The following is a 17067-nucleotide window of genomic DNA, read 5'->3' on the forward strand; positions in this document are numbered from 1 at the left end:
AGGAGGTTTGATTATGGAAAGAAAATGGTGGCATGACAAGGTTGCCTATCAAATTTACCCAAAAAGCTTTTATGACTCAAACGGAGACGGTATCGGCGACTTACAGGGAATTATTCAAAAGTTAGATTATTTAAAAGCTTTAGGCATTGATATTCTGTGGATTTCTCCTGTCTATCCCTCTCCTTTTGCAGACCAAGGGTACGACATTTCAGATTATTATAATATCGACCCTGCTTTTGGCACATTAGAAGATATGGAACAACTGATTAGCGAAGCAAAAAAACGGGAAATGTATATTCTCATGGATTTGGTGGTAAATCACTGCTCGGATGAGCATGAATGGTTTGAAAAAGCCTGTGAAGACCCAGACGGAGAGTACGGAAATTTCTTTTATATCGAAGATAGAAAAGAGGGAGAAACACCCTGCAACTGGCGAAGTTATTTCGGCGGTTCTGTATGGGAACCTCTGCCGAAAAATCCTGATAAGCAATATATGCACGTATTTCACAAAAAGCAGCCGGACTTGAATTGGGAAAATCCCAAAGTAAGAGAAGAAATTTTTAAGAATATAAACTGGTGGCTGGACAAGGGGCTGGGCGGTTTCCGTATTGACGCCATTATCAACATTAAGAAAAAACTGCCTTATAAAAATTATCCCTCTGACCGTGAGGACGGCTTATGTGACCTTGCCCTTATGCTGGCTGACGCAGAGGGCGTGGGGGACTTCTTAAAAGAAATGCACGAAAAGACCTTTAAGCTTCATGACTCCTTTGCAGTGGGAGAGGTATTTAATGCAAAAGAAGACGAACTGCCTGCTTTTATCGGAGATGACGGCTATTTTTCTTCTATTTTTGATTTCTCCACTACTTCCTGTGGAAAAAGTGACAAGGGCTGGTACGACTGCCGCCGTATCACTCCCGATGAATATAAGGAATGTTATTTTCAATCACAGGAAAAAATCGGCGATATGGGATTTTATTCCAATATTATTGAAAATCATGACGAGCCCAGAGGGGTGAGCTATTATCTGCCTGAAGACGGTCTTTGCTTAGAGGGAAAGAAAATGCTGGCTGTGCTTTATTTCTTTATGCGTGGTCTGCCCTTTATCTATCAGGGACAGGAAATCGGTATGGAAAATCTGGGTGTTCTTCCTCTGGAACAGATTGACGATATCAGCGCCCTTGACCAGTATCAGGTGTGTGTGGATGCAGGCTGCACCTCAGAGGAAGCTTTGAAAATCGTTTCTATTTATAACCGTGACAACGCCAGAACTCCGGTTCAATGGGACAGCTCTCCCAATGCCGGATTTACAACAGGCACTCCATGGCTTATGGTAAATCCTAATTACAGAGAAATCAACGTAGCAACTCAGGAGCAGGATGAAAACTCTCTCCTTTCCTTTTATAAGCAAATGATTAACCTTCGTAAAAATCAGGACTACAAAGAAACGCTTGTGTATGGGGACGTTATTCCTTTTGAAAGGGAGCGTCACAACCTTATGTCATACCACAGAAAAGGAGAAAAGGATTTGCTGATTATCGGCAATTTCCAAAAAGAGCCACAGACAGTTACTCTCTCTTCTTCTGTAAAAAGGGTTCTGTTAAATAACTATCCTTCCCTTTCAAAGAAAGGGGATACCTTGCAGTTGTCTTCTTATCAGGCAGTTGTGCTGGAGCTTGACTAAACCTTCACCCTTCTGTCTTCGGCGCATATACTGATTACAAAAAGGAGTTTTCAGCATGACTTACATTCCTCTGTGGCAGCTAAAAGAGGGACAGTATGGCATTATTCGAGGCATCACCTGTCCCAAAGAGCAGACGCCTGAAAAGCAGGCGATTTTACAGAGGTTTCTGGATTTGGGGTTTTGTGAAGAAACGCCGGTACAATGTATCAACACCGGCATTTTTCACAATCCCCATGCCTATAAAATCAGGGGCAGCGTTATGGCTATTCGAAATGAAGACGCTGCTTTCATCCTTGTAGAACCTCTTGCTGAAAGTTGTAAGATTTCATGACATCTACCTTTACCATTGCACTTGCGGGAAATCCAAATGTAGGAAAAAGTACCATTTTTAATGCACTGACAGGTATGCACCAGCATACGGGAAACTGGGCGGGAAAAACAGTGGATTTGGCAAAAGGAAACTGCGCTTTGGGAAATCAAGTCTGTACCTTTGTGGATTTGCCCGGCTGCTATTCTCTTGCCGCCTGTTCCAAGGAAGAAGAAATTGCCAGAGATTTCATTGAAAACGCTCACCCTGATTTAGTTGTTCTGGTATGTGACGCAGTGTGTCTGGAGCGTCACCTTCAGCTCCTTGTGCAAATTCTTTCGATTACGCCAAAAGTTCTGCTCTGTGTCAATCTAATGGACCAAGCCAAGAAAAAGGGAATTGATATCTCCTGTTCTGCCTTAGAAAAGGAATTACATATTCCTGTCATTGGCATTACCGCACACAGACGCTCCGATATAAAGCAATTTAAAGCTTGCATTTTCGCCTCCTTAAATAACCACCTTCTTTCTCCTGAAAATACAAATTCCAAAAAGATATCTGCCTGCTCTTTGCCTAACCCACGAGCCTGTGCACAGGAAGCCACACGACTTTACCACATTGCCCTGCAAGCTGCTCCTAAATCCCGTGTCAATAAAGACCAGTTTCTTGATAAGCTTTTCACGGGAAAATTTACGGGAATTGCTTGTATGCTTTGCTTTCTTTTGCTGATTTTCTGGATTACGCTTACAGGAGCAAACTATGTTTCTCAGATACTCCATGATATACTTTTTTCCTTTGAGCCTGTTTTTTTCCGCTTTTTACAGGGTTTTCTTCCTGCAAAGCTCTGTCATCTGCTGACCTTTGGCTTTTATCGGGTAACTGCGTGGGTGGTAAGCGTAATGCTGCCTCCTATGGCAATCTTTTTCCCGCTTTTTACTCTATTGGAGGATTTCGGTTATCTGCCCCGTGTCGCCTTTAATCTGGACTGCTGTTTTGCCAAATGCAAAGCATGCGGAAAGCAGGCGCTTACTATGATTATGGGCTTTGGCTGCAACGCTGCCGGAGTAACAGGATGTCGTATTATCGACTCTCCCAGAGAACGCTTGATTGCCATTTTAACCAATTCCTTTGTTCCCTGTAACGGACGCTTTCCCGCTATTCTGGCTATCCTCACTATTTTCTTTGCAGGAAGCGCAAAAAACCTTGAACTGGCAGTTTTGCTCACACTTGTTATTCTGTTTGGTGTGTTTATGACCTTTGTTTCCTCATGGCTGTTATCCAAAACAGTCCTAAAGGGCGTTCCTTCCTCCTTTACGCTGGAACTGCCTCCTTATCGGAAACCGCAGATTGCCTCCGTTCTGGTACATTCTGTGATAAACCGCACCTGTCGTGTTTTACTGCGTGCCGTTATGGCGGCAGCTCCTGCGGGTATCCTGATTTGGCTTATGGCAAATGTCAGCATTGGTACGGACAGCATTTTAAATCTGGTATCAGATTTTTTAAATCCCTTTGCCCAGCTTTTAGGCTTAGACGGAAGTATCCTTCTTGCCTTTCTTCTAGGGCTTCCTGCTAATGAAATTGTTATTCCTGTGCTGATTATGGCTTATACTGCTCAGTCCTCCCTTACAGATTTTGAAAGTCTGTCAAGCCTTCATGCACTGCTTGTGAGGCAGGACTGGACAATTTCCACTGCCGTTTCCATGCTGATTTTGTGTGTTCTTCACTGGCCTTGTGCCACTACCCTTTTAACCATAAAAAAAGAAACCCACAGTTTAAAATGGACAGCGCTTGCCTTTCTCTTGCCTACCTGTATAGGGTTTCTCTTATGTTTTCTTGTAACCTGCGTTTTTCGCATATTTTTGTAACTTGTTGAGGCTGTCGCTTTAAGCATTATCCCCGGATATATCTTAATTCAACAGCCCCATACCTTTTATAAACAGCTTTTCTATTGAACTTTCACACCTTTATATTTCTCTGCCAACATCTGCAAATTTCTGTCAATGATATTATAATGCTCTCGAATGCGTTCAATGCCTTCCGATACGTCCTTTTTCCTCAAGTTTTCATAAACATTTCTGTGAAGACATACCAGACGTTCTTTATCTTCATCCGTCACATACTTTGACATTTCGCTGATAAAGATTTCAAATACTCCTGACAGAGCTTCATTTAAAAGCTCCAACAGATGATTATCGGACATCAGCACAATCTGGTCATGGAATTTTTTATCCAGCTTGGCTCTTTCTTCTCCTCTTACCAGCTCCATTTCGTCTAAAATTTCGGAAAGACAATCTAAGTCTTCTTCTTTTGCGCTTTTTACAGCCAGAAGGTATGCTCCGATTTCAATAAATCTGCGTAATTGGCTGATTTCAATATAATTGGTCTGTTCCATAGACAACAGCATAGAAAACACGCCGCTTAAGCTTTCTCCTATATGATTAACCAAAAAATTGCCCTGTCCCTGACGACTTTCGATAATCCCCATGTTTTCCATAGTTCTTAGCGCCTCACGTATGGAATTTCTACTAAATCCCAGCGTTGCCATCAATTCTCTTTCTGACGGAATTTTACTTCCGAAAGAGATTTCTTTTGTTGTTGCAAGATTGGTAATGTGCTCGATTACCTGATGATAAACCTTTTCATTTTCACTTGTTTTTCTTTCCATTTCCTTCCTCACTCCGGCTTACATAAATCCGGCAAACACAGATGCTCCGATTACGGTTAAAAGCCCTGCAACCGCAATGGCAAGGCTGCTCATAGCTCCTTCTATCTGTCCCATTTCCATTGCTTTTGCTGTTCCGATGGCATGAGACGCAGTTCCCAAAGCCAGTCCCTTTGCAATAGGCTCATGAATTTTAAACACTTTACAGATAAATTCTGCAATCACGTTTCCTAAAATACCGGTAATAACAATCACTGCCACCGTAATGGTAACAAGACCTCCCAGTTCCTCTGAAACCCCCATTCCAATGGCTGTTGTAATGGATTTTGGAAGCAAGGTCACATACTGCTGATGGTTTAAATCGAACAGCTTTGCCAACGCCAAAACGCTGACCAGACTTGCCAGAACACCGGACAGAATACCCACTGCCACTGCCATAAAGTTCTTCTTTAAAAGAGATAACTGCTCATAAAGAGGAACTGCCAGACAGACCGTTGCCGGTGTAAGCAGATAACTGATGTATTTTGCACCCTCGTTGTATTCCTTATAATCAATGCGGAAAATCAGCAAAAATCCAATGACACAGATTGTTCCGATAAGAAGCGGATTTAAAATTGCCAGCTTAAATTTCTTTTTCATCAGCAAGCCGATTTCGTAGGCTGCAAGGCTTAATACCGCCCCAAAAATAATAGACTCACTCAGAAACTCTTTCATCTTTTCTTCTCCCTTTTTTAATCATAATCTGTGTAACCAGCCCTGTAACAACCATCACGACTACTGTGGTTATGGCAGTAATCATCAGCACCGGCACAACAACAGGACGCAGAGCATCCCATGACTCCAATAATCCCACTGCCGCCGGAATAAACATCACCGGCATAATCTCAATGAGAAAAACTGCCGCATCTTTTACCTGATGTATTTTTAAAATTCCTGTACAAAGTGCCAGCAACATTAAAATTAATCCATATACACTTGCAGGTATGGGAAGCGGCAAAAGCATTTTTAAACCTTCTCCTAAAAAAGAGATAAATAAAATAATACTGAATTGTCGCAAAATCTTCATTTTTATATCCTCTTTCTATTGGTACTACCAGTAGTATAGGCATTTTACGCAGTAAAGTCAATATAGACAACCTGTTTTTCCTGTGATAGCATGAATATAATATGAAATGTAAAGGAGAATGAATATGACTGTATTAGAACGTTTTTTGAATTATGTTGTAGTAGAAACTACTTCTGACCCTTATGCGGAAAGCTTTCCAAGCACCAAAAGTCAGCTGGATTTCGGCCATACCTTAATGGAAGAAATGAAAAAATTGGGACTTACGGATGTCACTCAGGATGAATACGGATATGTTTTCGGTACTATTCCTTCTACTGTTCCCGATTACAAGGGAAAAATTTTAGGTCTGATTGCTCACATGGACACAGCGCCTGCTGCTTCCGGAAAGAATATCAAACCAAGAGTTATTAAAAATTATGACGGAGCAGAAATTGTATTAAACGCTGAGAAAAAAATCGTAATGAAACCGGAGGATTTCCCTTCCCTGAAACAATATGTGGGACAGGATTTAGTTGTAACAGACGGTCTTACCTTGCTGGGCGGAGATGACAAAGCCGGCGTGGCAGAAATTATGACTGCCGCAGAATATCTCATCAACCATCCGGAAATCCCTCACGGACCTATTCGTGTGGGCTTTACTCCTGATGAAGAAGTGGGAAAAGGCGCTGATTTCTTTGATGTTAAAAAATTCGGCGCAGATTTTGCCTATACCGTAGACGGCGGCGAATGCGGAGAACTGGAATATGAAAACTTCAATGCTGCCAGCGCTTTTGTAGATTTCACAGGTCTTAGTATTCATCCCGGTTCTGCTAAAAACAAAATGGTAAATGCCCTGCTTTTGGCAATGGAATTTCAAGGTATGATGCCGGAAGCACAGAAACCGGAGCACACAGAAGGCAGAGAAGGCTTTATTCATTTAGATGTTATGGAAGGCTCTGTGGAACACGCAAGCTGTGAGTACATTGTTCGAGACCATGATTTTGATTTATTCAAAGAGAAAAAAGAATATATGCAGAGAGTTGCCGATTACATGAATGGAAAATATGGAGAAGGTACGGTAAGCCTGAGAATGGAAGACTCCTATTATAATATGAAACAGCAAATTGAACCCCATTACTTCTTAATCGAAAATGTGTTAAAAGTATATGAAAAACTGGATATTGAGCCAAAAATCCAGCCAATCCGAGGAGGTACAGACGGCTCACGCTTATCCTTTATGGGACTGCCATGCCCGAACCTTGGAACAGGAGGACATAATTTCCATGGACACTTTGAATACGTGTGCGTACAGTCTATGGAAAAATGCGCGGAAGTGTTGATTGAGCTTGTGAAAATGTAACCCTATGGTACTTTTTACAGGGAATATAAAACTGACAATATTGAATGGGCAATAGAATGACTATGGCAGATTAAGTGAATTTTAAAAATTATATCTATCGGAAAGCAAAGGAGAATTTAAAATATGTGGATATGCCCCAAATGCGGCAGAGAATTTAAAAGAACAAATCAGGGACATTATTGTGGAAAAGCGCCTGAAACAGTATTGGAATACATAGCTTCTCAGCCATTAGAAACACATTCTCATTTAACAGAAATGATGACTGCATTGCAAAATAACGTTCCATATATAAATGAACGTATATTATGGAGCATGCCGTATTACGAAAAAGAAGGAAAATCTATCTCCTTTTCTGCTTGTAAAAAACATATTAGTTTTTATGTAGGCGTTGAAGCTATTGAAAATTTTTCATCTGAGTTAAATGAATTTTCCGCAAAAAAGAATGCCATCTATTTTCCATATAATAAAGCATTGCCGTCTAAACTGATTACAAAAATTGCCAAATGGTGTTTAGATTGACTTGAATTTACAAAATCTGTGGAGGTAACTGCCTATGAAAAAATTAACAGGAATGATGATTTTCCTTATCCTTGCTCTCTCATTGACTGCTTGCAAAAATCCTAAAAAGGGCGATTATCCCGCAACCATAATGATAAACGGAACTAATTATTACTCAACTGACAATCCCGTTTCCATTGAGGTGGATAAAGATTTGATGAAATATACTACTTCCTATGCAAAAGACGGCGTTCCGCAAAAAGACGGGGAAGAGAATTTCACTCAAAATGCCGGAACTCCTTATGCCGTTCTTGAGGATGGCATGGTAGTTGTTTTCATTGACAATCAATGGATAGAATTCAAAGCAAAATAAGCTAATAGCTTTTGGGTAAGGAAATTAGAGGAAAATAGAAACCTCCTCTAATTTCCTTGCTTCCTGATAGATTAAAAAATATTTTGCCTCTCCGCTTTTATCTAATCGGCTTTTTTATATCGTTTTCCTTTTGTAGCTCCGTCATCTATAAGTTTTCCATCCCTAATCAATGCTCGCAACAATTCTTTTGTTCGTGTCTCTTTCACACCTAACACATTCATTAAATCACTTGCTTTGTACCATACATTTGGCTTCATAAAAGTAAGAATTTTTTCATACTGCCCTTGTCTTTTTTTCGTCACTTTTTTTCTGTCGCTTTTTTTCGTCGCTTTTTTTTCGTCGCTTTTTTTCGTCGCTTTTTTTATAAAAGAAAGCGTAAGAACTGTCCTGTCCGGATCAAATCTTTCTTCAATCTCCGGTTCAACAAACCCCTCATCATTCCATACATTAAAAATATTCGGGACACCACTCCCAGCCCGTTCACCTATATTAATTAAATTAAACATCTTCATAAGCGATTTATTTCGTGGATCAGACTCTCCACCTAAGCGCATCTGCTTTTTTCCTGTTCGGACATAACCGGGATTTGCAAAAATAATTTTTTCCTCTTCTTTCCTAATTACTACACCTCTCACACCATGATAATCTGCATTAATCAAACAATTTGCCAAAGCCTCGCGGATTGCTTTATGAACCGGTGTGTCATCCACACGTTCTCCTCCAATCATTTTAAACGGCACTTTGATATCCTTTATTATCTTATTATAGACTCTGAAATAAAAGTCACAAACATTACCTGACCACTCACCTGAACTGGATTGTAACCTGTCAGTCCAACGAACTGCCGAACCCATTTCTTCTCTATAATCCAGAAAATACTCGGGGAAATGCCGTACAATATCATATTCATTTCCAAACATAAGCATACCTGCTGCTGTTGGATGCAGTTTTCCATCTTCTTCTGAAATAGCTGCTGCCCCAATATTTCTTAAATACTCATGGTCGCTCAATCGCTCAAAAGGATGCCCTTCCTTCAAGGTTCTATGGCTGTTACGATATCCATGAATGGTATCATAATTCAAATCTTCCATAGAAACCCTGTCTAAAATCTCCATGTCCATTGTTCTCTCTGTCTGATCACGAAGCATTGTTTTTACTTGTAATCTGGTACAATGGTAATCCCCTTCATAGTTTCTACGGAATGTCCCGTTAAAAATATCATTATTAATGTAAATCGGCTTTTGCTCCCTTTTTGCCATAGGAACATATATTACCATAATGACATCTTTTCTTTCACCTATTTCATAAGTCTTTATATCATCATCTGTTAATAAATTAAAGTTTACTTTCTTGGGATTATTGATTGTATCCCAAAAATCTTTACGCAATTTTGCTTCATTTTGCAATCCTGTTGTTCGCCAGCTTCCATCCTTTTCCTCTTTTATACCTAAAATAATCACACCGCCATAACAGTTTGCAAAAGAAGAATATGTGTCCCATAGCGAAACCGGTAATCCCCCACTAGCTTTTTTTACTTCTCTTCTGTTATCTTCTCTATATTTATCGAACTGTGAAATATCAAATTCTTCTCTCATAATAAATCACCATCCTCTTAAAATATAACTTCCCACACAATTATATGTTTTTAATTTTACCTTGTTTTCTTCAACAACACAAGTGCTTGCACTACAAAAAAGCCCGGTCATTACCGAGCTTTTCCCACATACTTTATTCTCCTACACCCTCAGCATCCGATACCCCACACCCACATGCGTCTGGATATATTTCGGCTCTGACGGATTTTCCTCTATCTTTTTTCTCAGCGTTGCCATGAACACCCGAAGGGACGCCACGTCATTATCCCATGCGCTTCCCCATATTTCTTTTGTAATATAAGTATGTGTCAGTACCTTTCCTACATTTTTAGAAAGCAGGCACAAAAGTTTATATTCAATAGGTGTAAGGTGTAATTCTGTGTCTTTCATAAAAGCGCATCCTGCCGCATAATCAATTTTCAAATCTCCATTTTGAAAGACAGAACTTTGTACCATATCTCCCTTCATGTCATTGAGCCTGCGAAAAGTCACACGAAGCCTTGCTAAAAGTTCTTCCACAGAAAACGGCTTTGTCAGATAATCATCTGCCCCCGCATCTAAAGCTTCTATTTTATCTGTATCTTCGCTTCTTGCACTAATTACAATAATAGGTGTCTTGGACCATGTACGAACTTTCCGTATAACTTCAATTCCGTCCATATCCGGCAACCCCAAGTCCAACAAAATTACATCAGGATTATGTGTTACTACCTCTAAAATAGCAGTTTCTCCCGTGGCTGCTTCCTGAAAACGATATTCATGAGTTTCCAATGTAGTTGTAATTAAATTGCGTACCGCTGCATCATCTTCTACTACCATAATTAACGGTTTATTCATGTAATTGAACCTCCTTTGCAGGCAATGTAAATGTAAAACGGGTGCCATGAGGCTGGCAGTCCTCTACAAAGATGTCGCCGCCGTGAGCGTGTAAAATAGATTTACATAGCGCCAAGCCAAGTCCCAAACTTCTTCTACTGTCCGCCGCATGACTGTTGCCCGTATAAAACATCTCAAAAATATGCTCTTTTACCTCGTCTGAAATTCCGTTCCCGTTATCCGATACACTGACTACGGCATTTGTTCCCTCCTGCCTTGTCTCAATGAGAATTTCAGAACCCTTTGGTGTATATTTTACCGCATTATCCACCAAATTAACAAGTACCTGCACAATCAATCGTGCATCTGCCTTTACTAAAATCAAATTTTCAGATAGTTGTACACGAAGCTTATGTTTTTTGCATCGCTTTTCTACATGGTGAACGGCCTCCTGCACAATTTCCTCCAAAAGCTCTGCATTTAGCTGAAGCTTCATCGTGCCGTCTTCAATTCTTGTAACAGACAGAAGATTTTCCACTAAGTTAATCAGCCATAAAGAGTCCTCGTAAATGTCCTCATATAACTGCTGCTGTTTTTCTTTTCCCATACTGTCTGCGTTGGAAATCAAAATTCCTGCGTTTCCCGAAATGGAAGTAAGGGGAGTCCGCAAATCATGAGAAATCGAACGAAGCAAATTTGCCCTTAGCTGTTCGTTTTTCGCCATTAAAGCAGCGGCAGCTCTTTCTCTTGTCACTTTTTCATTCTGCATGGCAAGGGCACATTCGCCTAAAATCGACAGCACAATACTCTTTTCAAAGCTGTCTAAAGGCCATTCTCCCATAACAATTCCCAAAACGCCGAACACGCTTTGTCCCACACGCACAGATAAATACTGACATTTGGCATCCGGATATGTCTTTGTGCCTGCCCCCGCATGTTTATTGTTATCAAACGCCCACTTGGCAACGCTTCTTTCTTCCTCTGTCCTATATTCCGCCTCTGCTTTTCCTTCCTGAAAAGGGAAAAACACCGGCTCGCCCAGCGTATTTTCTGTTGCTTTATAAAAGATGATATCTCTTTTTAATAATTTCTTCAACTGTCCGCAGGTGACGGAAATAATTCCTTCTATGTCCTGTTCATTGGAAAGCTGCTGATTTGTATCAAAAAGTATCTGTGTACGATACGCTGTCTTAGCGGACTGCGCCGCCTGCTTCTTAATCCGTTCTGCCAAAGAGCTTGTAATAAACGCAGCAGCCAACATAATCGGAAATGTGGTTAAGTAACTCGGGTCATAAGCCTTAAAGGTAAAGCGTGGCTCTGTAAACCAGAAATTAAATAACAAAACACTGATGAAAGAGCTTACAAGACTGAATATTCTCTGGGAGGTGGATACTGCCGTAATCAACACTCCCAAAATATAAACCGTAATAATATTTGCCTCGTTGAGCCCTCTCCATCGAAAAAATACTCCGATTGCTGTGGCTGCTGATAAAATACCAAGCGTTTTTAAAATATCTTTGACGGATTTTTGAAGCTTTGACTTTTCTTTTAATTTTCTCAAGTCATCACTCCTTTTATCCTACTGTAATTTTTTCCTCCGGAAATCTTCCTACTTCTATATGTTTCCCAGAAACAGCTGCAAAGACCAGTGTCAAACCACCCACACGGCCCCAAAACATTAAAAGCATTAAGATTAAATGAGATACAACACCTACTTCTGTAGTAATTCCCAATGTCAGCCCTACCGTTCCAATTGCGGAAGCTGTTTCAAAAAGACAGGTCAAAATGGGAATATCCTCTATACAGCTTATCACAATTCCCCCTGAAAGGAAAAGTACCACATACATAAGTAAAATTGTTGCAGCATCATTAACAGTACTTTCCGAAATACGCCGATGGAAAACCTGTGCATTTTCTCTTCTTCGGAATACAGAAGCAGCAGATGCAAAAAGTACTGCAACAGTAGTTGTCTTCATCCCCCCTGCCGTTGAACCCGGAGACCCTCCTGTAAGCATCAAAACAATCATAATCATAATGCCTGCTTCCGTAAACAATGTTAAATCTACAGAATTAAAGCCTGCCGTTCTCGGTGTCACAGACTGAAAAAAAGATGCCAGAATTTTTTCATACAGGCTTAAATCGCTCCACTGTTCCTGTGTAAACTCTGCAAAGAAGAAATAAACTGCAGGAATTACGATTAAAAGACTGGTAACTGTAAGAATAACCTTGCTCTGCATCCGATATTTTTTAATATGCAGTTTATTCGTCTTAATATCTTCCCATGTGAGAAAACCAATTCCACCTGTGATAATCAATGCCATAATCGTAATATTGATAATGGGCTGAGAAGCATAAGTGGTAATAGAAGAAAATTCTTCCCGCACACCTAACAAATCAAATCCCGCATTACAAAATGCTGATACAGAATGAAAGACTGCATACCACAGTCCTTTGAAAAATCCAAAATCTTTACAAAAAACAGGCGCCATCCATGCTGCTCCCACAAGCTCTATTCCTAAAGTTGTTTTTAGAATAAAGCCTGTCATTCTCACCATTCCACCTACGTGATGGGCTGAAATTGCCTCCCGCATAGTATTTCTCTGCATCAGTCCAATCTTACGCCCTGCAAACATGGCAATGGAAACAGCCACAGTTACTACGCCCATACCTCCTATTTGTATCAGCAGCATAATTACAAACTGTCCGAAATATGACCAGTAAGTTGCTGTATCATGCAATATCAGTCCTGTAACACAAACTGCTGATGTAGAAGTAAACATTGCGTCCAAAAAAGGTGCTCCTCCCGGACCCTTGGTGGAAATCGGCAGCATTAAAAGAAATCCGCCTGTTAAAATAACAGTAAAAAAACCTATACTGATAATTTGAAAGGAAGAAAAATTTTTCTTCTTATGTATAAACTTCATTTCGCCCTCCATGCTCTTTACAGTATCTTCTACTATATCTCCTGTGATATAAAGAATGTGTAAATAAATTGCATGAAGTATTAAGACCGTATAAAGATTTATACTCCGTTTCCTGTATAAAGCTGATAATACTTGCCTTTTTGTTTTATCAGTTCATCGTGTGAACCACGCTCTATAATTCTTCCCTTTTCCAAAACCATAATACAATCACTGTTTTTCACAGTAGAAAGTCTGTGTGCAATAACAAAAGTCGTTCTTCCCTCCATCAGCCTGTCCATACCTTCTTGAACCAGTTTTTCTGTTCTGGTATCAATAGAACTTGTAGCTTCATCTAAAATAAGTACCGGAGGATCTGCAACTGCTGCTCTTGCAATAGCCAGAAGCTGTCTTTGTCCCTGACTTAAATTTGCTCCATTGCCGGTCAGCATGGTCTGATATCCTTCCGGCAGTCTGCGGATAAATCCATCTGCATTTGCCAGCTTCGCTGCCTGAATAATTTCTTCCTCTGTGGCATCCAGCTTTCCATAACGGATATTGTCCATAACCGTAGCAGTAAAGAGATTTGTATCCTGCAGTACAATTCCCAGAGAACGTCTTAAATCGCCTTTCTTAATTTTATTAATATTAATTCCGTCATAACGGATTTTACCATCCTGAATATCATAAAAACGATTTAAAAGATTTGTAATGGTTGTTTTTCCTGCACCGGTAGAACCTACAAAAGCAATCTTTTCACCTGGTTTTGCATACAGCTTAATATTGTGAAGCACAATTTTTTCATCTGTATAACCAAAATCCACATCATCCAGCACCACATCTCCCTGCTGTTCCACATAAGTGGTAGTTCCGTCAGCTTGATGATAGTGTTTCCAGGCCCAATGTCCGGTACGCTCGCTACTTTCCGTAATCTGTCCGTTTTCCTTTTTGGCATAAACCAGCTCTACATATCCTTCATCTTCTTCCGGCTTTTCATCCATGAGTTCAAAAATCCTCTTAGCTCCTGCCAGAGCCATAACAATACTGTTCAACTGCTGGCTAATCTGATTTACCGGTCCTGCAATACTTCTGTTAAAGGTAAGGAAGCTGGCAAGTCCTCCCAATGTAAATCCGCCGATACCATTAATCGCCAGAATTCCTCCTACAACCGCACACACGACATAATTAATATTTCCCAGCTGTGCATTTACCGGTCCTAAATAATTAGCAAATTTATTGGCATTATCTGCGCTTTTAAAAAGCTCATTATTAATTTTGTCAAAAGCTTCTATGGCTTCTTCTTCGTGACAAAAAACTTTTACTACTTGCTGTCCCTCCATCATTTCTTCAATGTAGCCATTTACTTTACCAATATTCACCTGCTGCGCCATAAAATGTTTTCCGGAAAGTCCTGCAATCTTCTTTGTCACCAGCATCATTAGTCCCAGCATAATTACCGTTACCACTGTAAGGGGAATATTTAAAATCAACATACTGATGAACACACTGACAATCGTAAGAAAGCTGGAAATCATCTGTGGAATACTCTGACTTATCATCTGCCTTAACGTATCAATATCGTTGGTGTATACAGACATAATGTCCCCGTGGGGATGGGTATCAAAGTATTTTACAGGAAGGCTTTCCATCTTTGCAAACATATCGTTTCGCAGATTTTTCAATGTTCCCTGCGTTACATAAATCATGATTTTATTGTACATATAAGCACATAAAACACCAATGAGATAAAAGCCTGCCACTCTGGCAATCGCCCATGCAAAAGGAGCGAAGTCGGGCACTTTTGCCTGTGTCAGAGGAATAATATAATCGTCAATCATGGTCTTCATGAACATGGTTCCCTGTACATTGGCAAGAACGCTGACAAAAATCCCAATAAGAACAAAAATCAAATGGTATTTGTAATTCTTTCCTACATACTGAAAAACTCGTTTTAACAGCTTTCCTGAGTCGCCTTTCTTTTTTCCGTCCTTTTTCACTCCTTTTCACCTCCCTGTTTTACATTTTCATCAAAGTCGCCGCCGCCCTGATTTTGTGACTGGTAAACGTCACGATAAATAGCATTGGTTTCCATCAGTTCTTCATGAGTTCCCATACCGTTGATTTTGCCTTCTTCCATAACAATAATCCGGTCTGCATTTTTAATGCTGGAAATTCTCTGGGCAATAATCAGCTTTGTAGTATCCGGAATTTCCTGTGCAAAAGCTTGTCTGATTTTCGCATCTGTTGCTGTGTCTACTGCACTGGTAGAGTCATCTAAAATCAAAATTCTCGGTTTTTTCAACAGCGCTCTCGCAATACAAAGTCTCTGTTTCTGTCCACCGGAAACGTTGCTTCCTCCCTGTTCTATGTAAGTATGATATTTTTCAGGCATTGTTTCAATAAACTCATCTGCACATGCAAGCTCACACATTCTTTTGCATTCCTCTTCTGTGGCATCCTTATTTCCCCATCTGAGGTTTTCTAAAATCGTACCACTGAAAAGCACATTTTTTTGCAATACAACAGCCACCTGATTTCGAAGTTCTTCCAAATCGTAGTTTCTTACATCTATACCGCCTACCAAAACTTCACCATCTGTTACATCATACAAACGACTGATTAAATTTACCAGACTGGATTTCGCACTTCCTGTACCACCAATAATTCCTATCGTTTCACCGGAAGCGATTTCAAGATTAATATGAGAAAGCACAGACTCTTTACTTTCCTTCTTGTAGGAAAAACTTACGTCTTTAAATACAATACTTCCGTCTTTTACTTCTTTTACCGGGTTCTCTGGATTGCAGATATCAGCTTTCTCATTCAGGACCTCTGTAATACGCTCTGCAGAAGCAAAACTCATAGTAACCATAACAAAAATCATGGAAAGCATCATAAGGCTCATCATAATATTCATGCAGTAAGTCAAAAGGCTCATCAGCTCTCCTGTTGTAAGATTTCCCACTACAATCATGTTCGCTCCCAGCCAGCTTAATCCCAAAATACAGGCATAAACAGCAAACATCATAAGCGGCATATTGGCAACAATAATATTTTCTGCCTTGATAAACATCTTATATACATTTTCTGCCGCTTTAAAAAACTTATTATTCTCATAGTCTTCGCGCACATAAGCTTTTACCACGCGAATACCCGTAATATTTTCCTGTACACTGGCATTTAATTCATCATACTTCTTGAAAACCTGCTGAAAATATTTTGTGGCCCTGCTCATAATCAAGACAAGGCAAATTCCCAATCCGATTACTGCCACCAAATAAATACTTGCAAGTTCTGCATTAATCGTAAATGCCATAGCCATGGCACAAATTAAACTTGCCGGAGCTCTTGTAAACATACGCAAAAGCATCTGATATGCCATTTATAAATTCGTAACATCTGTTGTCAGACGTGTAATCAGACCTGCTGTGCTGAATTTATCAATATTGGAAAATGAAAAGGTCTGAATGTTATCATACATTGCTTTTCTTAAATTTCTGGCAAAACCGGCAGATGCTCTTGACGCATATTTTCCTCCCATCACACCTGCCCAAAGTCCGCAAAGTGCCAGCACTGCCATCACAGCTCCCACTTTACAGATATGCCAAATATCTCCCGTTTCCACGCCTTTGTCAATGATAGACGCCATTAAAAACGGTATCATGGTTTCAAATAAAACCTCTAAAATCATAAAAATCGGTGTCAACACAGAGTCTTTTTTAAACTCTTTTACCTGTGCTGCCAAGGTTTTAATCATATATTTCTCTCCCTTCTTTTTTAATTGTTAGCTCCCTAACTATTTCGGTAGAACTATTATAAGAAAATGA

Annotated in this window: 14 protein-coding genes and 1 pseudogene; 6 read left to right on the top strand and 9 right to left on the bottom strand. The window is 40.0% G+C overall.

Translation table 11 applies throughout. From position 1 onward, the window contains the following. The first annotated feature begins 13 nt into the window (after nucleotides 1–13). From BQ7352_RS00905 to feoB, 3 genes are read left to right on the top strand one after another with little or no spacing between them, the layout of a single operon-like run. Complete coding sequence (locus tag BQ7352_RS00905) at nucleotides 14–1684, top strand: alpha-glucosidase (RefSeq protein WP_072446132.1); 1671 nt, start codon at nucleotides 14–16, stop codon at nucleotides 1682–1684. Between the two features lie 55 nt (nucleotides 1685–1739). Then, nucleotides 1740–2015: a FeoA family protein gene (locus tag BQ7352_RS00910; protein ID WP_072446135.1), complete on the top strand. Its 276-nt coding sequence runs from the start codon at nucleotides 1740–1742 to the stop codon at nucleotides 2013–2015. Further along, nucleotides 2012–3856: a ferrous iron transporter B gene (gene feoB, locus BQ7352_RS00915; protein ID WP_072446138.1), complete on the top strand. Its 1845-nt coding sequence runs from the start codon at nucleotides 2012–2014 to the stop codon at nucleotides 3854–3856. The genes BQ7352_RS00910 and feoB overlap by 4 nt, the downstream gene beginning before the upstream one ends. Nucleotides 3857–3936: 80 nt before the next feature. Here the strand turns inward: feoB and BQ7352_RS00920 are convergent, their stop codons facing one another. Genes BQ7352_RS00920 through BQ7352_RS00930 form a run of 3 tightly spaced genes read right to left on the bottom strand, consistent with a single transcriptional unit; the run spans nucleotide 3937 to nucleotide 5719 of the window. Next, a complete protein-coding gene (locus BQ7352_RS00920; RefSeq protein ID WP_072446140.1) occupies nucleotides 3937–4656 on the bottom strand; it encodes a FadR/GntR family transcriptional regulator in 720 nt (239 codons plus the stop codon). A gap of 18 nt (nucleotides 4657–4674) precedes the next feature. Continuing rightward, entirely contained in the window at nucleotides 4675–5367 is a 693-nt protein-coding gene (locus tag BQ7352_RS00925; protein WP_072446143.1) for an LrgB family protein, read from the bottom strand. Beyond that, a complete protein-coding gene (locus tag BQ7352_RS00930) occupies nucleotides 5348–5719 on the bottom strand; it encodes a CidA/LrgA family protein (protein ID WP_072446146.1) in 372 nt (123 codons plus the stop codon). Before BQ7352_RS00930 ends, BQ7352_RS00925 begins: the two co-directional genes overlap by 20 nt. A 118-nt stretch (nucleotides 5720–5837) precedes the next feature. On the opposite strand from BQ7352_RS00930, the gene pepT reads away from it, so the two are divergent. From pepT to BQ7352_RS00945, 3 genes are all read left to right on the top strand, one after another. Further along, a complete protein-coding gene (gene pepT, locus BQ7352_RS00935; protein WP_072446149.1) occupies nucleotides 5838–7058 on the top strand; it encodes a peptidase T in 1221 nt (406 codons plus the stop codon). Nucleotides 7059–7181: 123 nt separating this feature from the next. Further along, the gene (locus BQ7352_RS00940; protein ID WP_072446152.1) at nucleotides 7182–7577 is read left to right on the top strand and encodes an iron chaperone; all 396 of its coding nucleotides are present in this window, start codon (nucleotides 7182–7184) and stop codon (nucleotides 7575–7577) included. A gap of 34 nt (nucleotides 7578–7611) precedes the next feature. Further along, a complete protein-coding gene (locus tag BQ7352_RS00945; protein WP_072446154.1) occupies nucleotides 7612–7929 on the top strand; it encodes a hypothetical protein in 318 nt (105 codons plus the stop codon). A 101-nt stretch (nucleotides 7930–8030) separates the two neighbouring features. Here BQ7352_RS00945 and BQ7352_RS14315 read toward each other — a convergent pair whose 3' ends face one another. From BQ7352_RS14315 to BQ7352_RS15115, 6 genes and pseudogenes are all read right to left on the bottom strand, one after another. Further along, nucleotides 8031–9524, bottom strand: coding sequence for an ATP-binding protein (locus tag BQ7352_RS14315; RefSeq protein ID WP_072446156.1), 1494 nt, complete (start codon nucleotides 9522–9524; stop codon nucleotides 8031–8033). A 141-nt stretch (nucleotides 9525–9665) separates the two neighbouring features. Further along, nucleotides 9666–10361 (bottom strand): response regulator, encoded by a 696-nt coding sequence (locus BQ7352_RS00955; protein WP_072446158.1) that lies wholly within the window; start codon nucleotides 10359–10361, stop codon nucleotides 9666–9668. Further along, nucleotides 10354–11901 carry a DUF4118 domain-containing protein gene (locus tag BQ7352_RS00960; protein WP_072446160.1) on the bottom strand — a complete coding sequence of 516 codons (1548 nt, stop codon included), beginning with the start codon at nucleotides 11899–11901 and terminating at the stop codon, nucleotides 10354–10356. The genes BQ7352_RS00955 and BQ7352_RS00960 overlap by 8 nt, the downstream gene beginning before the upstream one ends. 13 nt (nucleotides 11902–11914) lie before the next feature. Then, nucleotides 11915–13264: a TrkH family potassium uptake protein gene (locus tag BQ7352_RS00965; protein WP_200791351.1), complete on the bottom strand. Its 1350-nt coding sequence runs from the start codon at nucleotides 13262–13264 to the stop codon at nucleotides 11915–11917. Between the two features lie 98 nt (nucleotides 13265–13362). Next, nucleotides 13363–15237, bottom strand: a complete 1875-nt coding sequence (locus BQ7352_RS00970; RefSeq protein WP_072446162.1) for an ABC transporter ATP-binding protein — start codon at nucleotides 15235–15237, stop codon at nucleotides 13363–13365. Continuing rightward, nucleotides 15234–16997 (bottom strand): annotated as a pseudogene (locus BQ7352_RS15115) (ABC transporter ATP-binding protein). The gene BQ7352_RS00970 and the pseudogene BQ7352_RS15115 overlap by 4 nt, the downstream one beginning before the upstream one ends. Nucleotides 16998–17067: the final 70 nt, after the last annotated feature.

It is taken from the genome of Blautia sp. Marseille-P3201T (genome assembly GCF_900120295.1).
Taxonomy (GTDB): Bacteria; Bacillota; Clostridia; order Lachnospirales; family Lachnospiraceae; genus Blautia.